Below are 22,004 nucleotides of genomic sequence, written 5' to 3'. Positions count from 1 at the left end.
TTACCAACGTTTTATTAGCCCTCTAAAGCGCAGCGCCTCATAACCTCTTTGTGAACTAGCTATAAATAATTAAGGTTGCTGGCACTTTAATTTCTATGACTCAAAACATAAAACATCGGCGAATTAGAACCCTAATACACGCCGATGTTTATAACTTATTTAAGTAACGACCTAACTAAAAAGGCACTAAACCTTAGTCTTGCTTACGGTTAAGGCTAAATAAGCAGATTGCTAGAAGTAACGTTGCAATCATGCCTGATGCACCAGCAACGCCTGATGGTAAAAACTCATCACGCCCAGCAATAATTAATACTGCATTGGCAAGCATTGCAACTGCGCCTGCTAGGGCTGTAAGGCCGCCAATGGCTTTGCCACCTTTAGCAATAAAAGATAGGCCAAATACAAGGGCTGCTAAGCCTAATAATAATTTAGCTGCGTAGTAAATCATGAATGATAAAGACACCACACCACCAATTAAAGGTTGTGCGCCTTCTACTGCGCCCGCTACTTTGCCAAATGTTGAAAACAACGTTAGGCCAATGCTTACCTGTACTATGTTAAGTATTGCGCTAAATGTGATAGCCGACCAACCTAGTTGAGCGTTTTTAGCTTGCACCATAGTGGTACTTGCAAAGGCCACAAGCACAGTAAACAGCACGGCTTCTAGTCCCCATGCATACTGTCTTGAAAAGCTAATTTCAGCACTGTAAAGGGCAGTAAAAATAGCCTGGGTTATCGCCAACGCCAACAATAACGATGCTGTAATTAGGGTGGTGCGCTTATGTGTAAATTCCATTATGTACCTCTTATAATTTTATATTTGACGCTTTAAAAGTTGCAGTCTCTTTGCATACATCAAACAAATGAAAGTATTGCTGCTATAAGACAGCTAAAGCGGGGTAATTATTTCACTAAAACCAATAAAAATAATAATTAATATCAAATAGGCTAAAACTTGCGCTTTTAATGAACTTAAATTGGCAAAGCCGCATTGAGTTGAGCCTCTAAAAGCGCAGCGCATCTAATCCTTTTGTGAATTAACTTTTAAATTAAATGCTGGGGTTACTTCGTCTAACTAATGCGGCTGTTTATTCGAGAGGTGATTAAAACAATCGCTTAATAAAAACATTTATACCCATAAACAATATTTATGGGTATTTTTATAAATATTATTTATTAAGATAAAAGCCTAAAATGCGACCAATCACTTAATGCGGTAATAGTTTGCTCTGTAGGCGGGGCTACATAGATTAAACCTGCAATGGCAATTATTGATGCCAAGGTAATTAATTTATTGTCGAAGTCGGCTATTTTTAACGCGGTGCCAAAGGAGCGTTTAATGGTGACATTGCTTAAATCTACACTGTAAATTTCATCGAGTAATAAATGAATTAACCCGCCGATTAAAATAAACCCACCTGTTAACCAGGCAAAGGTGGCTGCTTGTGTGGTTGTTTGCTCGTTTAGTTGCCACGTTACTTGCGTTGTTAACAGCGCGCATAGCACTAAAAATAATAATGAGTGGCAGCTGCCTCTGTGCACGGTGATCCATTCAAAAATGGGCCTAATAATGTATTTCATAAACCCGTACACTAATAACGGCACTACGATTAGCTCAATAAAACTAATTTCGATTATTAGCTCGGTGGTTATGTAATGCAGCACCAGTAATACAGCGCTCAGTGCGAATAAGTTAAAAATAGTATTGAGCGAGGTTGAGTTATCTGAGTCTATGTCGGGTAATAAGCCGCCAATTGAGCCTAAAAACCATAACCAAAGTGCGCCGTTTAAATCAATATGGCCTGCAGTTAATAAAGTGGCCGAGCCTAAACCTGTGATGATGACTGCAGTATTAAGATGAGTATTAAAATTTGCCATTGTATCTCTTGATAGAAAAATAGGTGGGCATTCTAGCAATTGAAAAGTTCATTGTTCAATTTACTTTAAAGGTAAGGCGTAAATAACTTAAGTACTTAATTTTAAACGCTGCGTTTGAAATGATTTTAGCCTAAATGGTTATGGATTTTGTAATAGGCAAAACCCGTTGAATAAATCAAATTGGGTAACACTATTAAAACCTCTGCATCATTTGTTAATTATTAATATGTTATAGTGTTGCAATATGTATTTGATATGGTATAACATTCACTGCATTCTAATTTCCCTTAATAGAGTTTGAATGTGAGTACACCTACAGCTGTTAATCAAACATCACCGAAAGAATCTCCACGTGTGGAACAAACACGTAATGAAGCCCTAAATACAACTCAAGCAGTTAAAAGCGAAGCCATTATTGAAGTCGATTCGTTAAGTTTTAGCATTAAAAACAACGCCATTTTAAAAAACTTAAACTTTAGCGTAGGCTCGGGCGAAATTTACGCGTTACTTGGCGGTAACGGCGCGGGTAAATCAACCACGTTAAAAACTTTGCTTGGGTTTAATAAACCCACTCAAGGCTCTGTAAAAGTAGCGGGCAAAGAGGTAACACACGCACTAGATTTTGTACGCGGCAAAACAGCATATTTGCCAGAGTCAGCAACGTTATATCCGCATTTAACTGCCCGCGAAAACGTGGCGTATTTTTTATCGCTTGCTGATATTAAAAAAACCGATGAACAAATTAATGCTGCGTTTAACCGTGTAGCGCTGCAACAAGCTGCATGGGAGCGTCCTATGCAAACGTATTCTAAAGGCATGAGGCAAAAAACGGCGATTGCACTGGCTATTTTACGCCAAGCCCCCATATTTTTACTCGATGAGCCTACATCGGGCCTTGACCCTGTTGCTATTGATGAGTTTAACCAGTTAGTGCGTGAGCTTGCATTAACCGGCGCTACTATTTTAATGGTAACGCACGATGTATACGGCGCATGCCAAGTTGCAAACCGAATTGGTTTATTAAGAGCGGGTGAGCTGGTGGGCGAATTTGACGCGCCAGAAAACGGCCGAATTGATACCGAGCAAGTTCATGCTGCGTTTGCACAAAGAGGCGCGTAATGAACAAAAATAATTTTTCAAAGATGGTGATAGTTGCCAAAGATGAGTGGCGCTATTGGCTTCGCTCAAAACTGGCGATGACCGTTTTAGCCATAGGTTTATTACTTACGCTTTCATCGGTGGTGGTTACTGCCATTACAATGCACGAACTTAGCCACACTCGTAATGAATTACAAAGTAATGCCGAGCAAAGCTTTGCTGAGCAACCCGATCGCCACCCACACAGAATGGTGCATTACGGGCATTACGCTTTTAGAACACCAACCCCACTGAGCACACTCGACCCAGGTATAGATGCTTACACAGGTAACTCAATATTTTTAGAAGGGCATAGGCAAAATAGTGCAATGTTTGCCGAGCAGCGCCAAGGCACAGCTTTAACAAAACTTGGCAGCTTAACGCCAGCTTTTATAGTGCAAACATTAGCGCCGTTACTGCTTATTTTAATTGGTTACAGCTCTATTAGCCGTGAGCGCGAATCGCAAACGCTGTCGTATTTATTGGCGCAAGGCACCAAAGGCAGCACGCTGATTGCGGGTAAAGGGCTGGCCCTTTTGTGTGTTGTTGGGTTAATTATTGCGCCATTAGCGGTGTCGGCGTTATTTACGCTTAGCGCGGGTGAGAGCCTTTTAGCAGTTGTTAGTTTTATTGTGGGCTATGCATTGTATTTAAGCGTGTGGGTGTTAGTTGTTTTATTAGCATCGAGCGTGTTTAGTAAAAATAGTGGCAGCTTTACAGCGCTTGCGTTTGTGTGGATTTTACTGTGCATTGTTATGCCGCGCGTAGCAAGTACCAGTGCCTCTACGGCTGTGCCATCGGCCGGTAAAATAGAAACCGACTTTGCAGTAAAAGCTGAGCTTAGAAAGCTAGGTGATGGCCATAACACCAACGACCCCGCCTTTAAGCAATTTAAACAATCTCTGCTAAAAAAATACAACGTAAGCAGCATTGATGAGCTACCAGTAAACTTTAGAGGGTTAGTGGCCAGTGAATCAGAGGCAAAACAAACTAAGGTATTAAACCAGTTTGCCGAGCAGCGCATGCAAAGTGAGCTTAAACAAACGCAGGTATCGCGTTACTTTGGTTGGGTATCGCCTATGGTGGCTATTCGCTCGCTGTCGATGATTGTAGTGGGTACCAGCATAGAAACCCATCATCGCTTTTTACGTGAAACCGAACAGCTGCGCTTTGATTTTGTGCAAGGGCTTAACAAAGTACACATTGAAAAGCTTGATTACCAAGTTGATATGAACCGAAACGCCAATACCGAGGCTACTAAAAAAGCACGCGTAGGATCAGAGAACTGGCAAATACTGCAAAACTTTACCTTTGATGTAGATAGCGCAGATGTTCGCGCGCAAAGAAGTGTACCTGCTTTTTTACAGTTAATACTGTGGATTGTAGTACTTGTAGGCGGTATTAAATTGGTAGGAAAACGTTTGATATGAGTTATTTAATTACACAACTTACACGAGAGTGGGGCTTTTTACTGCGTCAAAAATACCTTGTGGTATTGCTGTTATGTAGCTTTGTTTTATCGGGCTTTGCAATATACAGCGGGCTTAGCGAAGTAAGCGCGCAGCAGCAAACAATAGAGCGTTTAAAAGCTGCAGATCAAAGCGATCGCGCTAAAGTGCAGCAAAAGCAAGACGATCCGGGCATGTTGGCTTATTACAGTTTTCATTTAACGTATTCTCAGCCATCTAACCTTGCATTTGCTGCATTAGGTGAGCGCGATATATTCCCGTGGAAACACCGTATTAATTTATTGGCCATAGAGGGGCAAATTTACGAAAGCGATGCGCAAAATGCCGAGCTGGCACAGGCCGGTAAAATTGATTTTGTATTTGTAATTAGCGCCTTAGCACCACTGGTTATTATTTTGCTGTTTCATGACTTATTTGCAAATGAGCGCACTAGCGGCAGGCACGACTTACTGGTTACTACGGCTAAATCGTACTTTGCTTTGTGGGGCGCACGTATAACGGTAAGGTTTTTAGCAGTAATAGTGTGTTTAATGCTGCCATTTTTTATAGGTGCATTTATAGCTGGGGCAAGCGCGTTTGAAATTGCGTATGTATCGCTACTTTGTATTGCATACCTTGCATTTTGGACTGCGCTGAGTGTGTGGTGGGGCAAAAACGCGACTAGTGCTCCGCGCGTTGCCTCTGGCCTAATTGGTTTATGGGTATTATTTGCTTTTATTATTCCTATTTTAGGCGACCTTGCTATAAACAAGTCGGTGCATTCGCCTAAGGGCGGCGACATTATGCTTACTCAGCGTGAGGCGGTAAATGATGCCTGGGATTTACCTAAATCTGCCACTATGCAGCCTTTTATTAAAGAGTACCCAGCACTTGCGCCCTACATTGCTATGAGCAGTGAGTTTGAGTGGAAATGGTATTACGCATTTCAGCAAATGGGCGATTTAAAAGCAGCGCCGCTTTCAAAAGCATACCGAGACGCAGCCGCTAAAAAATATGACTTAGCAGGCGTGGTGTCGTGGTTTTCGCCACCGCTGTTATTGCAGCGCAGTTTAACACGAGCCGCCCAAACCGACTCAGTAGCAGCGTATGCATACGAGCAGCAAATTCGTGATTATCATCAGCAATTACGTGAGTTTTATTACCCTTGGTTATTTTATAAGGGTAATCCGCCTAAATCAGTTCTCAATAACATGCCACGCTTTGAGGCTATAGCAAAGTAATCCTTATTAGGTGCGCTAAACGCCGTTGTTTAGCGCACCTAGTAACAACACCATAATTATAAAATACTTATATTACTAACAAGGTTCACAATGAAAACCAACACAACAGGGCTTAAGCTCACCTATTTAAGTGCGTGCCTAGTAAGCTTATTTAGCAGCCAGGCTTTAGCTACTGAGCAAAACCAGCAAACACACAGTGCTAACACAAACATTGAAAGGCTTTCTGTGGTTGCTACGCGCCAAGCTTACCAAGGTAACTTTAGCCAACTAGAAACTCCACAATCAGAGCTTAAAATTGATTTAGAAGCCCTTGAAAATGCAGGTGCAGTAAGCCTTGACCAAGCGCTTGATTTATCGGCCTCTGTTGCACGCCAAAACAACTTTGGTGGGCTTTGGAATAGTTTTTCGTTACGTGGCTTTGTAGGCGATGAAAATCTACCGAGTAACTACTTAGTAAATGGTTTTAATGCTGGGCGCGGTTTTGGTGGCTCGCGTGATTTGTCGGGTATTGAGTCGGTTGAGGTTTTAAAAGGCCCGCGTGCGGCTTTATTTGGCCGTGGTGAGCCAGGTGGTACAGTCAACCTAGTTACTAAACGCCCAACGTTTGATACGCAAGGTGAAATTAAGCTCTCGGTAGGGAGTTTTGATACTTACCGCGCCGATGTTGATTACACCACAGCGCTTAACGATGACGTTGCAATTAGACTGGTTGGTTTTTACGAAGACGCCGAGAGCTTTAGAGACACCATAGAAACCACTAAACACGGCTTTAGCCCGTCAATAGTGTGGAATATTAACGACAGCAGCCAACTTGTTTACGAGCTTGAATACAGCGACCAAGAAGTGCCGTTTGATAGAGGCGTATTAGCCATAGATGGCGAACTTGGGCTTATTCCAGAAAGCCGTTTTTTAGGTGAGCCGGGCGATGGCCCAATTGAAGCCGATGTACTAGGGCATCAGTTAGAGTACATTCATGACTTTGATGATAACTGGAGCATTTTATTTGGTGCAAACTACCGTGATACCTCTATGGAAGGCTTTGCAACCGAAACCGGTTTTGGCGGCGTAGTTGATGGCGAAGTAAACCGCTTTAGGCGCTACCGCGATTTTGATGCTCAATACCATGTATTGCGTGCAGAGCTAAGCGGCAGCCTTGAGCTTGGCGGTTTTGAGCACCGTTTAATTATGGGTGTTGACGCTGATAAATTTGAAAACGATCAATTTATTTTACGTGTACGGGGCGATCAATACATTAATGTATTTAACCCTGTATACGGCGCGTATGAATTACCAACGCCTACATCTAATACCGACCGCGTAGAGATTCAAGAGTCGGTAGGGGTATTTATTCAAGACCAAATAAGCGTAACCGATAAGTTAGATATTCGTATTGGTGCCCGTTTTGATGATTACGAGCAGCGTTTAAATAACCGTTTAGCAGGCACTAATACTAAACAAACGCAGTCACGCGTGAGCCCGCAGTTTGGTGTGGTGTATGAAGCCAGTGATTATGTATCTGTTTATGCAGCCTATGGCGAAAACTTTCGCCCGCTGTCGGGCACTGATACCAATGGCGATGGTTTTGAGCCAAACCAATCTACCTCTGCTGAGCTAGGTGTAAAATTTACCCTTAACGATGGCGTGTTATTTGGTACCGTTGCCGTATTTAAAGTAAATCAAGACAACATGCTAGTAGTAGACGACCCAACAGCGTTTACTTATGCCGCCATTGGTGAAGCGCAAAGTAATGGAATAGAAATAGACCTAACAGGTGAGCTTAGCGATAGTTTAGAAATTTGGGCGTCGTATGCGTATGTAGATGCCCAAATAGAAAACTCATTTTTTGATGCTAACTTTGGCTACACAGTAGAGGCCGGCGAGTCACTTTTAAATGTACCAGAGCATCAACTTAGCTTGCAGCTTGTTAAATCGGGCGAGTTATATGGCAATGCAATTAAATTTGGTGGCGGGCTATTATTTGTAGACGAACGCAATGGCTATTTTGGTACCGACTTTAAACTACCCAGTTATACAACCGCGCGTGTATTTGTAAATTACGATGTAACAGACGCGATTGGTGTTACGGCTGAGGTAAATAACCTGTTTGATGAAACGCATTACACAAACTCGTTTGCCGATGCATGGGTACAACCTGGTACACCGCGTAACGTTAAATTTTCTGCCTCTTATAAGTTTTAATTGGTATTTTGCGCTGTAAACTTAAAAAGGTCGCTTAGTTAAAGCGACCTTTTTTATTTGACGTGTTTGTATTTTTCAAAAATTTTGTTGTACTGACCTGAATTTTTAAGTTTTTGTAGCTGAATATTAAAGCCATCACGTAGTCTTTTTGATTTAAATAAATAGCCATTTGGGCTTTTGCCAAACAGGGCAAAGCGATCTACAGATTGCGTTGTATCAATATCTTTAAGGGTTGAGCGATAGTAATCAAAACTTTGTTTATCCATTTGAATTACATCTACCTTGTTTGAAAAAAGCATTTTAACTTGAAGAGATTGGTCGTGAACTTCGTAATATTGCGTATTGGCTTTTGTCATTTTTGCATATTCTTCGCCTAAGTGTATGGCGGCGCTGGGCCACGAAATTAAGCTGTAATGTGTTAAATCTGCAATTTTAGTAAAGTTAAACTGTTTGCTTTTTAGGGTTATCGCTACGTTTTCGTATACATAGGCCTCATCAGAAATATACCCTTTGAGTTGGTTTCCGTTAGCGGTGTTTAAGTTTATGTCGGCTAAAATATCTATTCTGCCTTTTGCATACCTTTTAGCGCGGCGCGTATAGGGGTAATAGCGTGGCTCTATTTGATAACCTAAAGGGGTTAATGCGGCTTTAATAATATCAAGGGTTAGCCCGCTGTTGGTATGTGACATTACAAAAGGCGGTAGGGTTTCGCCTAAACCTACAACTAATTTTTGTTTAGTAGGCGATGCACAGGCAAAAGAGGATACAAGCAGTGTAGTTATTATAAAAAAGTTTAACTTCATTAGGCTGTTTAAATTAACTTGGCATACTAAAAAGATAGTAACTAAGTGGTTATGTAACAAGTAAATAGCCCATTAAAGTATGATTAAATACCTTTAATGGGCAAGTATTAGGCACAAAAGGTTAAACTTGGCACCGTTTAAAAAGGTGCGTAGCCGTCTGGCGTTGTTTTTGGCGTAGTCCAACGCTCTTTTGCATCAATATCTGTACGTTTTGAACCCGGGGCTGGTATACGGCCATTATCGCCAAAAAGCCATAACACCAGGTTTGTTCTGTCGCCACTGGTTATAGGTTTTGCCGCGTGTGGTACATTGCCTTTGTGGATCATGGCGGTGCCTGGTTTAAAGCTAAGTTGCACAACTTTTGCGTTTACTTGGTCGTAAAAATCAAGTTCTGATCCGCTAAATTCTTCCCCAGGTAAGTTTAAATTAATATTTAATGTTACTGATGATGCATCGGTATGCGGACGAATAGACGCATCTGTACTTGGGTCGTAATAAATAGAAAAACCAAACGTTTGCGTATCGTAACCTATGATTTCAGGAAACAATAAACGTGAAATAGGGCGCATGTATGTATTTAATACTTGGTTATAAAATGCCTGAAAACTAGGAGCAGCTAAATAGCCCTCTGAGCGTTTGTCGAGCATGGCTCCGCGGCGGTTTAATACAATACCGTATGGTGGACGCATAGGAATGTTAGCATTCCATACTTTTTCTAGGTAACCACGTAAAACTGCTAGGCGCTCAGGATCAAAAAATTGAAACTGATACACATCAGTTGCTACTTCTTCTAGTAGTGATTTTACTAAATGCTCTTTTGATGGATCTTGCCATGCTGCATTAACGGCTTCACGTAAGTTTTTATCTAGTAATGAATCGTCCAAGGTAAAGGTGGTTGTATCTACTTCGGTTTCTTCCCACTCTTTCCAGGCTTGTGTAAGTAGTTGGTCATTGTTGTACCAAAAATGCTGTACAGAGTGCTCACGATTTAACATGGCCTCTCTTGAAGGTAACGCTAGAGCACGAGCAAGTTGTAATTGGGTGGCAGACATAATGTGTAACTCCAGTGGTTGAATTAGGTTTTATCAATTTAGGAGTGCAATTTATTATATTTATAAAGTTAGATAAATAAGCTGTTTTAGGAAACAGTATCAAAATAATGTTTATAATTAGGGGCGGAATGAATAGAATTAGCTGTTAGCTGTTAGCTGTTAGCTGTTAGCTGTTAGCTGTTAGCTGTTAGCTGTTAGCTGTTAGCTGTAATGGGGATGGGTTTGTGTAAACCCATCAAGCGTTTAACTATAGATTTTTAATGTGTGACTCTATCGCCCCAAATTTCTTCTAGGCGATTATCGCGTCCGCAGCGCCAGCGGTAGGTGTTGTAGCGTATGGGGTTATTTTTATAATAATCCTGATGGTAGCTTTCTTTACCTTTAATTGGGTAAAAAGTGCTGGCATTAAGTATTGGCGTGACCACTGTTTGATTTGGGAACTCTGCTATTACGGCTTGTTTGGTTTGCTCTGCTATTTTGCGCTCTTGCTCGTTAGCTACAAATATGGCGCTTAAATAACTTGGGCCTTTATCGCAAAATTGGCCTTTGGCATCAAAGGGATCAATATTTACCCAAAAATGATCAAGTATGCCTTTGTAGCTTACTACATCAGGGTCGTAAGTAATTTGTACTGCTTCATAATGGCCTTGATGGTTACCATTGTAGGTCGGGTTTTTAATTTTACCGCCGGTAAAACCCGATATAACATCTTTTACGCCTTTGAGCTTTTCAAAGTCGCTTTCCATACACCAAAAACATCCACCGGCTAAAACTGCTTTTTCGGTTTTGGCTGCATGTGAAAAGGTGCTAAACAACATTGCGGCAGATGTTAATGCAAGCGTAAGTGATTTTTTCATATAATAATCTACCTCTAGTATGAGTTTAAATACATATTCTTAATAGTTAGACCCTTTAACTGTAAAACCTATTTCATTGTTTTTAGTAGGCTAACGCCAATAGCGGAAAAAGTAATATACGTAATGGTTTTTAATTAAGACCATACGTACATTGGGCAACCTCTGTAGCACAATGTAGTATTATCAGAGTGTGTTTATTAAATTGAAAGCATTGAGATAAAAGTAGCAGGTGTTAAATGAACCAGTTAACCGAAAAATCGATAAGTTGCCCGTATTGCGGCGAAAGCATAGAAGTATTATTAGACGCGGCAGATATTGGCGAGCAATACATAGAAGACTGCCAAGTATGCTGTAAGCCTATTTCGTTTGTTGTTTTTGAAGATGAAGACGAGTTAAAAGTAAATGTATACAGTGAAGACGATACATTTTAATCCTTCGTTACTCTTTATATAGGTGGCTGCACAGTGGCAGCCACTTCCGTTTATACACGGGTGCTAGCTATTATTTTGCTCTCGGGCTAGTTGGTTTGGTAACAGCTCTTCTACTATTTCGCGTGCGGGGAGTGTATAACGTATGCCGTCAAACATTACCGAGGTAAACTCGTTTATATTAGTAATGCCTGTTAGGGTCCAGCCCTCACCACGTTTAGGACAGTATACGGTTGTGGTAGGTTGAATTGCTTTAAAATCGTCGCTCATTATTGCTCTCAATATTGGCTATAAAGATAATGCTTGTGAATACGCTATGGTAAGTTAATAATGCTTAACCATAAAGCGCTATTTTAACTCCTGTATAAAATGTTTAAAACAACTCAGCTTGAACGCGTTACATTGCGTTTAATTACCCATAAGCATGCCCCACAGTTATTTTCTATTTTGAATCACCCGCAAGTGAGCGAATTTAACGACTATAAAACCCCATTAAGTAAATGCCAAATTAAGCAATTAATACAAGACGATATTACCGCCTATTACGAAGGCGAAGTAATAAGAGTGGCTATTGAACATAATATAAATGGCAAACTTATGGGCACCTGCGGCCTTTATAATTTATCGCCTTGTAAAAGTAGAGCGTTTATTGGGTTTGAGCTTGATCCTATGTATTGGGATAAGGGCATTATGTTTGAGGTAATAACCGGCTTTGTTAAAACACTTAAACAGGCTATACCGCTTAATTACTTAGCGGCGCAGGTAAGTGCACATAATGCGCGTTCGCATAACTTACTAGTTAAATTAGGCTTTAGCTTGGGTGAGCATTCTATTTGGTATAAACATGTTTAGTACTGCATTAGTCATGTATTAGTACTGCATTTACATTATACACGTTAGTAAATTTCATCATAAGAGGAACAAATGCAATATAAAAAATAGCCAATTTGGCTTATAGTTAAGCGTAAGCAAATGAATTTGTTACCCGAGTTTTTAAAACGTGTTCGCTTAACAAGGATTTTATATGCTAGAAAAACTATCTCAAGATGCCCTCGTTATTTGGGCTACTATTGACCCAATAGGGACTATGGCGCTTTTTGCTGCGCTCACTTCTCATTTAACTGATCAACAACGTCGTAAAACTGCGTTTAAAACTGTGCTATATGCAGGCGCTGTGTTACTTGGCTCTATTTTAATAGGGCAGCTTATTTTAAATGCGATGGGTATACGGCTGGTATCGTTTCAGTTAGGAGGCGGGATAATTTTATTTTTGTTTGGCTTACAAATGATATTTGGCAATGATTCAAATAAAGCTAAACAAGACCCAGGGCACGATATTGCAGTGTTTCCGCTTGCTATACCTGCTACTGCCACACCAGGGGCTATTTTAGCCGTTATATTACTTACCGATAATCACATTCACCCAATTACAACCCAAATAGGAACAGCGTTAATTACACTGGCAGTGTTGGGTGTAACCCTAATTTTGTTGTTGCTGTCGGGCAAAATTATAAAGCTAATTGGTATTGGCGGTGCGTCTATTTTAACCCGCGTGATGGGGATGATACTGGCCGCTTTTTCTGTAGAGCTGATTATGACTGCACTTGAAGTTAAGCAGTGGGTTAAGCTCGATTAAATAACTCCTAAACATTTAAAGGAATGACGCATGGCAATAAAAATAACAAAACATTATTTTATTAATTTAAGTTTAGCCGTAGTCATTTTTGCTATTGGTATTTTAGCCATACGCTATTACAACCATTATGTATCGCACTATACCGACGTAACAATTAACTCAAGCGTGCTTAATGAGTCGCGCAAAGTGTTTATAAGATTACCCGTTAATTACGATCCTAAAAGAGCGTATCCGTTAATTATTAAAACCGATGGTAACTTTAATTTAGATACATGGGATAAAGCACTTACAAAACAAGCTAAGAGCGAAAAAGGGGATAAGGCTATATTGGTGTCTATTCCTAATTTGTTTTTTACAGATACACGTAATCGCGATTTAGTGCCTCCTTATGCTCGCCAAGATGTAAATACACAAGCGCGCCCAGAAAATGAAACACTTATAGAGCCAAATGGAGAAGCTGACAAGTTTTTAGCGTTTATTGAAACTGAGTTACTTCCTTATTTATCGGTAAAATATAAGTTTAGTAATAACCGTGTATTAAGTGGTTTTTCGGCAGGTGGCAGCTTTGTGCTTTATACACTGCATACAAAACCTGAACTGTTTAATGGCTACTTTGCATTTAGCCCAGCGGCTTGGTATGACGATATGACAGTGGTTAATAATGTAGAAGCATTTTTAACTACTCAAGCAAATAAAATTAAGTCGCCTACTTATTTATACCTTTCTGTGGGTGGAGCAGAACATCCGTTAATGTTAAAAGCGTTTGATAATTTAGAGTCTGCTTTAATAGCAAACCCTAATAACAACCTTGTGTGGCAAAGCGCTATAAACGAAGGTGCTGAACATTCAGATAATCCAACACTGAGTGTATCAAAGGGGTTAGCTGGTTATAATACGTTTATTAAAAATAGGTAGATAGGCTCAAACGATAGCTGTATGCATATACAGCTATCGGTTTTTTATCTATTTATGATAACGAATTAGCTGGATAGCACTTCACTTAGTTTAATGTTATTAACGAGTTACAGAGGGAAGTTGTTTCAATTTATTTTTGCACAAAAAATAAATTTAACTGTATTTATATACAGTATTTTACTCTTAAGTTAGAATGCCATATGGACATATGTCCATATACCAAACTCATTGTTATTGCTTTTAACCAGCCTTACGCATTTGTGATTAGCGATAATCTGTACAAGTACTTTGCCATTTAAGTATATTTTCACCATCTTTATAAACTCTTAATGCAATTAATATAAATTAGCTGGTGGCTTTATGGTAAAAGAACACATCATACTAAATTATCGTTAAGTGGTAAACTTAGCTAAAGAGTTAAGAAGAATAAAAGTAGCCAATAAATAGAGGATACTTGGCTACTTAATTTAATAATTTTACCGGTTATTGATTGCTGCTTAGTGCGCTTTAGGTTTTACAAAAAGGGCGATAGCTACAACGGCGCTTAAAATACTGCATATTATAAATACGTTATGTTCACCGCCAGGTATGTACTCCATAAACGAGGTAAAAAACTGACCGGAGAACACAGCCATTGTAAAATACGATAAGTTACGTCCACGAACATTTTCTGGGCTTAGCTCTACGGTCATGTGGTTTAAAAGAGGAATGCTAAAACCAAAGCCAATACCAATTAATAGCGCGCCTAATACTAATATCAATGTACTTGATTGTATAAAGCAAAGGTATGATAAACCAAAGGCAAAAAATGCGATTGCTAATACATTTTTCTCACTAAGGCGTTTAGTTGCTTTAGGCATAAATCCCGCTGTAAATACCGCAACTAACGATATAAAAGCCAATAGTTGGCCTATTTCTGATTCATTAAAATTTAGTGCGTGCAAGGTAATAGGTAAAAGCACGGTTGAGGTAAAAAATATGGTCATAGCTAGGGTTGATACTATATACACCCCTTTAAGCGTTAATGCGTTTGAATGGCTCTTTTTTATTTGTTGAGTTTGCTCTGTGTTTTGGGCGTTCAATTGCTGCTTACGGGGGACAAACATGAGCAACATAGCTAAAAATACCCAAGCAATTAAATATAAAGCAAGGGGTAATCCCCAATACATTGACGCTAAAACACCGCCTAAAAATAAAAATATAACGCCACCTAGCTCTATCGCCATGCCTTGTTTGGCAATCATATTCAGTCGGGCTTCGCCGCTGTACCACGTTGAAATTAAAACGGTGCAACTTGCCATCACTATTGCTGTAATACCACCCAATGCAAAACGATTAATAAATACTAAGGTTGGGCCATGTAAAAAGTAAGCACATGCACCCACTAATCCGTATAAAAATAAACCTATTATAAGTAAAGGGTATGCGCCGTACTTGTCTATTAATCTTCCGGCTAGGGGGGCAAACACCACCGCACCTAAAGAAGGTAAAGTAATTAATAATACGCTGTTGCTTTGTATGCCTAAGCCATCAGCAATGGTAACTAAACCCGGCGCTAACAGGGTACCAACCATTATGGTTAAGCTGGCAATACATAGTAGAGTAAAATTACCGGCGGTTTTGAGTGAACTCATTTTCTCTCCATTAATTTTCGGGTGAATTTGTAAGCATGCTTACAAGGAATTAATAATACGCAGCGCACACAGCTTTTATAAAGTGTTATAACAAATAATAGCGATTGTTAACGCATTCAAACATTTAATTTTTTTCATCATTTAATGTTTAAAATAAAAAAGCCCAGCATATAGCTGGGCTTTGTGTGTTGTTATGGTGGGAAATTAAAACTTGTATCTAAAACCAAATGCAATCCCGTCGTCTTCTGACGCTTTCATTTGTGATTGCTGGTCTTTGTCATCACTTTCAAAGTCGCTAAAGTCTTTCCGGGCTTCAGCGTAGGCAATGGTGTTTTCGTCAATTAAGTAATGAACACCAATCACAGCAAATTGACGTTTGAATACATCATTAGGATCGGTATTAAAGTTAGGTTGAATAACGTAATCGTCACCGGCATCTAAAATGTTATAAGCCACAAAAGGGCGCACATCGTTATCAAAACGGTACGACATAAAGGTTTCTACACCAATAGAGTCTTTAATTAAGCGCCCTAGATTATCGGTATCGTGGTTTTCGCTTTTATTTATGTTAGCGGCAACGTATAAACCTGGTTTTTCAATGCTGCCCCACATTACACCCGCACCAAAAATTAAGTCTTCAACAGTTTGTGTTGTGCCATCGCCATACGTTACATCAAATTCACCACGGTTTACGCCTGCTGTTAACGTTAGCATGTCGGTTGCGTTATAAGTTACAGAACCACCAAAGGTGTAGTTAAATTCTACTTCTTGAGCTGCGCTGTCGCCAGTATTCCACAGGGCTTCACACGCTTCTTCCGAAATGTCATTAACATCACAGGTATAAAATTCGCTGTTTTTAAGTTGCGCTTGAACTGCAAAGCTAAAGTCGTTGTAGCTATTTCGGTATTGAATTAGTTTATCACCACGGCCAGTACCATTTACTGCACCGTCGTCTTTATTGTATGTGTAAACCCCCGCAGCATTACCATCCCATACAAAGCTGTTATTTGTGCCATAAACTACGTCGTACCACGCACCCCATTGTTTACCAATGGTAATTTGCCCGTACTTTTCGTGCGAAAGGCCAGCATAACCTAAACGGTTATATAAAAACTCATCTTGAATAGATTCAAAGCGGTTATTGTAAATAATATCGCTACTACCAACAGGGTTTACACCCCATTCAACTAGCGCCAGTGCCGACCAGTCTTTTTTAAGTTAGCGAGTAAAGCCAAAGTTTATACGCGATGTACCATTTACCACTTCGGTTTGGTTTTGCGTATTAATAACGCGCACATCAAGGTAACCACCTACTTTAATAGTGTTCTTTTCATCCTTATAGAGCTCTACTGCTGAAGCAGCTGGCGCGACTACTATGCTTGTTCCTAATAGTAGGGTTACAAAGTTTTTAATCATTTGTGATGCCTTGTGTGTATTAACTTTAAAAAGTGACATTAAATTTAGAAGGCATGAAGACTAACAAAGCCCTTATGGGCTCAAAAGTGAAAAATAATCAATGAAATTAGCGCCAAAAATGAATAAATATTCACTGGAGGTTAATGGTGTTTTTTATCTGTTAAGGGATAGGTTTTTTTTGATTAAAAACTACGTAAATAGTGCTGAAAATAGCGCAAGTAAGTGGGTTTTAAATTGAGTTTTTTTCATGTTGGATAAAAATAAAACGCTAGTGCAAAAACTCTAAAAAGCATTTTATATCATAAATATATACCCAGCTATCTGTTTTTTAAAATGCTTTGCGATAAACAATCGACTTATTAAGTTAAACGGGTTTATTAATTAAAATTTAAACCCTGATATGGCGCACAAATCGCGCTATTATTTTTAGCTAAGCGCATTTTTTTAGTTGAATAAGCATTCACTGGCTTAATCGCGTTTTAGGCACTATTTGTTAGGCATTAATTTACGCCTTTAATGAGTGGAATAGGGCATAGTTCATGCGCTTTCAACCTTAAACTTTCATAGAAAAAAAGCTGTATTTAGTTTAAACTGCGCGCAATTTAAATACATCATGTCCCCTTGGAGGGTAGCGCTATTATTAGTACAGCTAACATCACCATGCAATTTGGTGCTAAACCGTTATTTGAAAACATATCTGCAAAGTTTGGCGAAGGAAACCGTTACGGTTTAATTGGTGCAAACGGCTGTGGTAAATCTACATTTATGAAAATCCTAAGTGGCGAACTAGAGCCCTCTGCAGGTAACGTAAGTACAGATCCAAATGAACGTGTGGCTAAACTAAACCAAGACCAGTTTGCTTACGAAGAATACTCTGTAATTGATACTGTGATCATGGGCCATAAAGAATTATGGGATATTAAACAAGAGCGCGATCGCATTTACTCATTACCAGAGATGAGTGAAGAAGACGGCATGAAAGTAGCCGATTTAGAAACTGAATTTGCCGAAATGGACGGCTATTCAGCTGAGTCTAAAGCGGGTGAGCTTTTATTAGGGGTAGGTATTTCGACAGAGCAGCATTACGGCCCAATGTCTGAAATAGCACCCGGTTTTAAACTACGTGTGTTACTTGCGCAAGTACTGTTTTCTGACCCTGATATTATGCTACTTGATGAGCCAACCAATAACTTGGACATTTACACCATTAAATGGTTAGAAGATGTGCTTAATCAACGCGACTGCACCATGATCATCATCTCGCATGACCGTCACTTTTTAAACTCAGTATGTACGCACATGGCTGATATTGATTACGGCGAGCTTCGTATTTACCCAGGTAACTACGATGAGTACATGTTTGCAGCAACACAAGCACGTGAGCGCCTATTAAGTGAAAACGCGAAAAAGAAAAGCCAAATTGCTGAACTACAACAGTTTGTATCGCGCTTTTCTGCAAACGCGTCAAAGGCTAAACAAGCAACGTCGCGTGCAAAACGTATTGATAAAATTCAGCTAGAAGAAGTAAAAGCCTCTTCTCGCCAATCGCCGTTTATTCGCTTTGAGCAAGAAAAACAGCTATTTCGTAACGCACTAGAAATGACTAACCTAAGCCAAGGTTTTGAAGACAATACGTTGTTTTCAAATTTAGAAGGCTTAGTAGAAGTAGGCGAGCGCATTGCTATTATCGGTGAAAACGGTGTAGGTAAAACAACATTACTTAATACGCTTGCTGGGCGTTTAGCACCTAAGTCGGGCGAGTTTAAGTGGTCTGAAAATGCCAATATTGGTTACTACGCGCAAGATCATGCTGACGAGTTTGAAAAAGACATGAACTTGTTTGAGTGGATGGAGCAATGGCAACAAGAAGGCGACGACGAGCAAGTGGTTCGTGGCTTTTTAGGGCGCATGTTGTTTTCGCAAAACGATATTAAAAAGTCTGTAAAGGTTATTTCGGGTGGTGAACAAGGCCGTATGTTATTTGGTAAAATTATGATGCATAAACCAAATATACTGTTAATGGATGAGCCAACAAACCACATGGATATGGAGTCTATCGAGGCGTTAAACCTTGCATTAGAAGCGTACGAAGGCACATTATTGTTTGTATCGCACGATCGCCAGTTTGTATCATCGGTTGCTACCCGCATTTGGGAGATAAAAGACGGCCAGGTGATTGACTTTAGAGGCAACTACAGCGAATACCTAGCAAGCAAAGAAGTATAAGCACTTTGTAACTGCAACCCTTTAAAAGCCATGTTTAAACGTGGCTTTTTTTGTTTTTGTGAGTCGCAATTAAACTTGGTTTGGGTATAATACCCGCCTAAAACCGGACATAAGTCCGCTATTTTTAAAATACATTACTGAGGAGTATTTATGACTGTTGGCATTATTATGGGTTCTAAATCAGATTGGCCAACCATGGAACACGCAGCGCTCATGCTCGAAAAATTTGGTATTGAGTACGAAACAAAAGTGGTCTCTGCGCACCGCACTCCTCAACTTCTTGCAGATTATGCAAATTCAGCCGCAGATCGAGGCATAAAAGTGATTATTGCTGGCGCCGGTGGTGCTGCGCATTTACCGGGTATGGCAGCGGCATTTACATCGCTTCCTGTGCTTGGTGTTCCAGTTAAATCTAAAGCCTTAAACGGTGTAGATTCATTGTTATCTATTTGCCAAATGCCAAAAGGCGTAGCCGTGGGTACACTGGCTATTGGTGAGCCAGGCGCTGCTAACGCAGGTTTACTTGCTGCACAAATTTTAGGGTGCCAAAACCCAGAAATTTTTGCAAAAATTGAAGCATTTCGTAAAGAACAAACCGAGACTATTTTAGCTAACCCTAATCCTGCAGAGTAAAAATGAAAATTTTAATTTTAGGTGCCGGCCAACTTGCACGAATGATGAGCCTAGCAGGCGCCCCCCTTAATTTAAATGTGGTTGCTTACGATGTAGGCAGCCAAAAAATTATGCATCCGCTAACCGGTGAAATTTACACAACCACACTTGAGCAGGCAATTAGTGACGCTGATGCGATTACCGCAGAGTTTGAGCATATCCCCGATGATGTACTTACACTGTGCTGCAACAGTAATAAATTTTACCCAGGTAAAGCTGCCATTAAAACCGGTGGCGACCGCGCATTAGAAAAAGCGCTACTAGATAAAACAAACGTAGCGTGTGCGCCGTATCAACTGATCACAGAAAAAGCGCATTTAGAATTAGCGGTTAAAACCCTAGGCAAACCGCTGGTTATTAAAACGTGCCAAGCAGGGTACGATGGTAAAGGGCAGTGGCGTTTAAAATCAGATGATCAAATAGAGCAAATTTGGTCAGAAATGGCTGATTTTATTGCCTCTGGCACACAGGATGCACCACACAGTATTATTGCTGAAAAAATGATCCCGTTTGATCGTGAAGTCTCTATTATTGGTGCACGCGATAAGCAAGGTAATGTGGCTATTTACCCAATTACTGAAAACGAGCACACCAACGGCGTGCTTACTTTGTCAATTGCAGGTAAAAATAACACGCTGGTTGAGCAGCAGGCCCATAGTGCATTTACAAAAATTGCCAACGAGCTTAATTATGTTGGCGTACTTGCCATTGAGTTTTTTGATGTAAACGGTACTTTACTGGTGAACGAAATTGCGCCGCGAGTTCATAACTCAGGGCACTGGACACAGCAAGGCTGCCATTGTTCGCAGTTCGAAAACCACATGCGAGCTGTAGCGGGTTTACCGCTAGGTAATACAGAGCTTAAGCATTTTACCGCCATGATTAATGTGCTGGGCCAAGGTTTTATTCCTACCGAGGTTTTAACAGTCAGTGATGTAACCAGCCACTGGTACGGAAAAACGGCAAAACCTGGGCGTAAAATGGGGCATATTAATGTATCTGCAGATAACATTAATAACCTTGCCGTTAAGCTTGGGCAACTTACCGATTACCTACCTGAGCAAGCGTACCCCGGCATTTTAAAAGCTGCTACTGCACTTATGCTAAGTGAGTAAAGGCTGCAATTAACTAATTAAATACCGGCTTAAGCCGGTATTTTTTGTCATAAAAATAGGTATTAATTGTGTAATACTGGTAAAGTCTATTTTTTAATTTTTTGAAGTAAAAAAATGAAACTAAACATACTTTATGGCGCATTAGCCATTGCCGCTTCATTTAGTTTAAATGCTACAGCCAGCCAAAGCCTTCGTATTGCCACTTTTAATGTGAGTATGGATGCAACTAATCACACGCCAAAAGGCGAGCAAGTTAACCCCGATGCGCTAGTTAATGCTCTAAAATCAAACCACCAGCAAATAAAAAATATAGCCGAAATAATTCAGCGTGTTCGCCCTGACATTATTTTATTAAACGAGTTTGACTACGTACCAAAAGCGCAAGGTATAGATTATTTTAAACGCCAGTTTTTAAATGTAAGCCAAAATAAACAAGACCCCATTGATTACCCATACAGTTTTATTGCCCCTGTAAATACAGGCCTTGCTACTGAGTTTGACCTTGATAACAACGGTAAAAAAACCGCTGTAATGGGCGATGCGCAAGGTTTTGGTTTTTTTGAAGGGCATTACGCAATGGCTATTTTATCTAAATACCCCATTAACCTTGAGAAACTGCGCACGCTTCAAACGTTTAAATATAAAGATATGCCTAATGCGCAAATGCCAATAGACCCAAAAACAAAAGAGAATTGGTATAACACGCAAGAATGGCAAGCGCTTAGGCTTAGCTCTAAATCGTTTTGGGATGTACCTGTTGTAGTAAATAATAAAACAGTGCATGTACTAGCCTCGCACCCAACACCGCCGGTGTTTGATGGCGACGAAGACAGAAACGGCAAACGTAATCATGACGAAGTTAGGTTAATTGCCGATTATGTTGCTAATAAAGCCTATATTTACGACGATAACGGCCAAAAAGGCGGATTAAAAGCAAACTCTCGGTTTGTTATTTTAGGTGACTTAAACGCCGCGCCTGAAGGGGATAAAGCACGGGTTGAAACCACCAATCAAATTTTAAATAACCCACTTATAAATTCGCAATTTATACCGCAAAGCGCCGGTGCTAAAGAGCAATACCCGCAGTCATACGCAAAGCACTTTACCGCTAACTGGCAAGCGCGTGTAGATTATGTTTTACCCTCTACCTATGGGTTTAAAATACACGATGGCGGGGTGTTTTGGCCTACTAAAAACAGCGAGCAATATAGATTAATAAAAGATAGAAACGCATCGAGCGATCACCGATTGGTGTGGCTCGATTTGCTAATAGAGTAAACTCAGCTTTACCGTGAAAATGTGTTATTTATCTTAAAAAATTGCAATAACTCAAGTGCTTCTGCTTAA

General features: G+C 40.1%; 19 protein-coding genes and 1 pseudogene. 12 read left to right on the top strand and 8 right to left on the bottom strand.

All coding sequences use genetic code 11. From position 1 onward, the window contains the following. Positions 1 to 193 precede the first annotated feature (193 nt). Both PSH48_RS02800 and PSH48_RS02795 read right to left on the bottom strand, forming a co-directional pair. The gene (locus PSH48_RS02800; RefSeq protein WP_273610859.1) at positions 194 to 796 is read right to left on the bottom strand and encodes a thiamine biosynthesis protein ThiC; all 603 of its coding nucleotides are present in this window, start codon (positions 794 to 796) and stop codon (positions 194 to 196) included. 380 nt (positions 797 to 1,176) lie between these two features. Further along, complete coding sequence (locus PSH48_RS02795) at positions 1,177 to 1,878, bottom strand: metal-dependent hydrolase (RefSeq protein ID WP_024033592.1); 702 nt, start codon at positions 1,876 to 1,878, stop codon at positions 1,177 to 1,179. Positions 1,879 to 2,181: 303 nt separating this feature from the next. Between PSH48_RS02795 and PSH48_RS02790 the strand changes: the two genes are divergently transcribed. The 4 genes from PSH48_RS02790 (at position 2,182) to PSH48_RS02775 (ending at position 7,903) form a co-directional block, all read left to right on the top strand. Beyond that, complete coding sequence (locus tag PSH48_RS02790) at positions 2,182 to 2,997, top strand: ABC transporter ATP-binding protein (RefSeq protein WP_273610858.1); 816 nt, start codon at positions 2,182 to 2,184, stop codon at positions 2,995 to 2,997. Then, positions 2,997 to 4,445: an ABC transporter permease gene (locus PSH48_RS02785; RefSeq protein WP_273610857.1), complete on the top strand. Its 1,449-nt coding sequence runs from the start codon at positions 2,997 to 2,999 to the stop codon at positions 4,443 to 4,445. The genes PSH48_RS02790 and PSH48_RS02785 overlap by 1 nt, the downstream gene beginning before the upstream one ends. After that, positions 4,442 to 5,704: a DUF3526 domain-containing protein gene (locus PSH48_RS02780; RefSeq protein WP_273610856.1), complete on the top strand. Its 1,263-nt coding sequence runs from the start codon at positions 4,442 to 4,444 to the stop codon at positions 5,702 to 5,704. The genes PSH48_RS02785 and PSH48_RS02780 overlap by 4 nt, the downstream gene beginning before the upstream one ends. Positions 5,705 to 5,794: 90 nt before the next feature. After that, positions 5,795 to 7,903 (top strand): TonB-dependent siderophore receptor, encoded by a 2,109-nt coding sequence (locus PSH48_RS02775; RefSeq protein ID WP_273610855.1) that lies wholly within the window; start codon positions 5,795 to 5,797, stop codon positions 7,901 to 7,903. Between the two features lie 53 nt (positions 7,904 to 7,956). On the opposite strand, the gene PSH48_RS02770 is transcribed toward PSH48_RS02775, so the two are convergent. The 3 genes from PSH48_RS02770 to msrA form a co-directional block, all read right to left on the bottom strand. Continuing rightward, entirely contained in the window at positions 7,957 to 8,706 is a 750-nt protein-coding gene (locus tag PSH48_RS02770; protein WP_273610854.1) for a substrate-binding periplasmic protein, read from the bottom strand. Positions 8,707 to 8,843: 137 nt separating this feature from the next. Then, on the bottom strand, positions 8,844 to 9,758 hold the full coding sequence (locus PSH48_RS02765) for a 2OG-Fe(II) oxygenase family protein (RefSeq protein ID WP_096041732.1): 915 nt from the start codon (positions 9,756 to 9,758) through the stop codon (positions 8,844 to 8,846). A 257-nt stretch (positions 9,759 to 10,015) separates the two neighbouring features. Continuing rightward, entirely contained in the window at positions 10,016 to 10,615 is a 600-nt protein-coding gene (msrA, locus tag PSH48_RS02760; protein ID WP_138576380.1) for a peptide-methionine (S)-S-oxide reductase MsrA, read from the bottom strand. A gap of 236 nt (positions 10,616 to 10,851) precedes the next feature. On the opposite strand from msrA, the gene PSH48_RS02755 reads away from it, so the two are divergent. Continuing rightward, positions 10,852 to 11,046 carry a CPXCG motif-containing cysteine-rich protein gene (locus tag PSH48_RS02755; RefSeq protein ID WP_004586615.1) on the top strand — a complete coding sequence of 65 codons (195 nt, stop codon included), beginning with the start codon at positions 10,852 to 10,854 and terminating at the stop codon, positions 11,044 to 11,046. Between the two features lie 63 nt (positions 11,047 to 11,109). On the opposite strand, the gene PSH48_RS02750 is transcribed toward PSH48_RS02755, so the two are convergent. Then, the gene (locus PSH48_RS02750; RefSeq protein ID WP_273610853.1) at positions 11,110 to 11,313 is read right to left on the bottom strand and encodes a hypothetical protein; all 204 of its coding nucleotides are present in this window, start codon (positions 11,311 to 11,313) and stop codon (positions 11,110 to 11,112) included. A 99-nt stretch (positions 11,314 to 11,412) separates the two neighbouring features. On the opposite strand from PSH48_RS02750, the gene PSH48_RS02745 reads away from it, so the two are divergent. From PSH48_RS02745 to PSH48_RS02735, 3 genes are all read left to right on the top strand, one after another. After that, on the top strand, positions 11,413 to 11,895 hold the full coding sequence (locus PSH48_RS02745) for a GNAT family N-acetyltransferase (RefSeq protein ID WP_055253606.1): 483 nt from the start codon (positions 11,413 to 11,415) through the stop codon (positions 11,893 to 11,895). 172 nt (positions 11,896 to 12,067) lie between these two features. Then, complete coding sequence (locus PSH48_RS02740; protein WP_096041735.1) at positions 12,068 to 12,679, top strand: MarC family protein; 612 nt, start codon at positions 12,068 to 12,070, stop codon at positions 12,677 to 12,679. A 30-nt stretch (positions 12,680 to 12,709) separates the two neighbouring features. After that, positions 12,710 to 13,594 (top strand): alpha/beta hydrolase, encoded by an 885-nt coding sequence (locus PSH48_RS02735; protein ID WP_273610852.1) that lies wholly within the window; start codon positions 12,710 to 12,712, stop codon positions 13,592 to 13,594. A gap of 497 nt (positions 13,595 to 14,091) precedes the next feature. On the opposite strand, the gene PSH48_RS02730 is transcribed toward PSH48_RS02735, so the two are convergent. Then, positions 14,092 to 15,228: an MFS transporter gene (locus PSH48_RS02730; protein WP_273610851.1), complete on the bottom strand. Its 1,137-nt coding sequence runs from the start codon at positions 15,226 to 15,228 to the stop codon at positions 14,092 to 14,094. Positions 15,229 to 15,432: 204 nt separating this feature from the next. Continuing rightward, positions 15,433 to 16,644 (bottom strand): annotated as a pseudogene (locus PSH48_RS02725) (porin). 636 nt (positions 16,645 to 17,280) lie between these two features. Here PSH48_RS02725 and PSH48_RS02720 point away from each other — a divergent pair. The 4 genes from PSH48_RS02720 (at position 17,281) to PSH48_RS02705 (ending at position 21,935) form a co-directional block, all read left to right on the top strand. Further along, positions 17,281 to 18,870 carry an ABC-F family ATPase gene (locus PSH48_RS02720; protein ID WP_083901794.1) on the top strand — a complete coding sequence of 530 codons (1,590 nt, stop codon included), beginning with the start codon at positions 17,281 to 17,283 and terminating at the stop codon, positions 18,868 to 18,870. A gap of 150 nt (positions 18,871 to 19,020) precedes the next feature. Further along, entirely contained in the window at positions 19,021 to 19,503 is a 483-nt protein-coding gene (gene purE / locus PSH48_RS02715) for a 5-(carboxyamino)imidazole ribonucleotide mutase (RefSeq protein ID WP_024033606.1), read from the top strand. Positions 19,504 to 19,505: 2 nt separating this feature from the next. Next, the gene (locus tag PSH48_RS02710) at positions 19,506 to 20,657 is read left to right on the top strand and encodes a 5-(carboxyamino)imidazole ribonucleotide synthase (RefSeq protein ID WP_273610850.1); all 1,152 of its coding nucleotides are present in this window, start codon (positions 19,506 to 19,508) and stop codon (positions 20,655 to 20,657) included. Between the two features lie 114 nt (positions 20,658 to 20,771). After that, positions 20,772 to 21,935 carry an endonuclease/exonuclease/phosphatase family protein gene (locus PSH48_RS02705; RefSeq protein ID WP_273610849.1) on the top strand — a complete coding sequence of 388 codons (1,164 nt, stop codon included), beginning with the start codon at positions 20,772 to 20,774 and terminating at the stop codon, positions 21,933 to 21,935. The last annotated feature ends 69 nt before the right edge of the window (positions 21,936 to 22,004 follow it).

Origin of the sequence: Pseudoalteromonas sp. Angola-4 (genome assembly GCF_028599265.1) — a bacterium.
In the GTDB taxonomy this organism is placed as follows: domain Bacteria; phylum Pseudomonadota; class Gammaproteobacteria; order Enterobacterales; family Alteromonadaceae; genus Pseudoalteromonas; species Pseudoalteromonas atlantica.
The sequence above is the reverse complement of the archived record's forward strand: the minus strand, read 5'-3'. Positions and strand labels throughout refer to the sequence as shown.

Bases quoted from the DNA above. Each gene is read 5' to 3' on its own strand.
- PSH48_RS02800 (WP_273610859.1), bottom strand. From the start codon at position 796: ATGGAATTTACACATAAGCGCACCACCCTAATTACAGCATCGTTATTG.
- PSH48_RS02795 (WP_024033592.1), bottom strand. From the start codon at position 1,878: ATGGCAAATTTTAATACTCATCTTAATACTGCAGTCATCATCACAGGT.
- PSH48_RS02785 (WP_273610857.1), top strand. From the start codon at position 2,997: ATGAACAAAAATAATTTTTCAAAGATGGTGATAGTTGCCAAAGATGAG.
- PSH48_RS02780 (WP_273610856.1), top strand. From the start codon at position 4,442: ATGAGTTATTTAATTACACAACTTACACGAGAGTGGGGCTTTTTACTG.
- PSH48_RS02775 (WP_273610855.1), top strand. From the start codon at position 5,795: ATGAAAACCAACACAACAGGGCTTAAGCTCACCTATTTAAGTGCGTGC.
- PSH48_RS02770 (WP_273610854.1), bottom strand. From the start codon at position 8,706: ATGAAGTTAAACTTTTTTATAATAACTACACTGCTTGTATCCTCTTTT.
- PSH48_RS02765 (WP_096041732.1), bottom strand. From the start codon at position 9,758: ATGTCTGCCACCCAATTACAACTTGCTCGTGCTCTAGCGTTACCTTCA.
- msrA (WP_138576380.1), bottom strand. From the start codon at position 10,615: ATGAAAAAATCACTTACGCTTGCATTAACATCTGCCGCAATGTTGTTT.
- PSH48_RS02755 (WP_004586615.1), top strand. From the start codon at position 10,852: ATGAACCAGTTAACCGAAAAATCGATAAGTTGCCCGTATTGCGGCGAA.
- PSH48_RS02750 (WP_273610853.1), bottom strand. From the start codon at position 11,313: ATGAGCGACGATTTTAAAGCAATTCAACCTACCACAACCGTATACTGT.
- PSH48_RS02745 (WP_055253606.1), top strand. From the start codon at position 11,413: ATGTTTAAAACAACTCAGCTTGAACGCGTTACATTGCGTTTAATTACC.
- PSH48_RS02740 (WP_096041735.1), top strand. From the start codon at position 12,068: ATGCTAGAAAAACTATCTCAAGATGCCCTCGTTATTTGGGCTACTATT.
- PSH48_RS02735 (WP_273610852.1), top strand. From the start codon at position 12,710: ATGGCAATAAAAATAACAAAACATTATTTTATTAATTTAAGTTTAGCC.
- PSH48_RS02730 (WP_273610851.1), bottom strand. From the start codon at position 15,228: ATGAGTTCACTCAAAACCGCCGGTAATTTTACTCTACTATGTATTGCC.
- purE (WP_024033606.1), top strand. From the start codon at position 19,021: ATGACTGTTGGCATTATTATGGGTTCTAAATCAGATTGGCCAACCATG.
- PSH48_RS02710 (WP_273610850.1), top strand. From the start codon at position 19,506: ATGAAAATTTTAATTTTAGGTGCCGGCCAACTTGCACGAATGATGAGC.
- PSH48_RS02705 (WP_273610849.1), top strand. From the start codon at position 20,772: ATGAAACTAAACATACTTTATGGCGCATTAGCCATTGCCGCTTCATTT.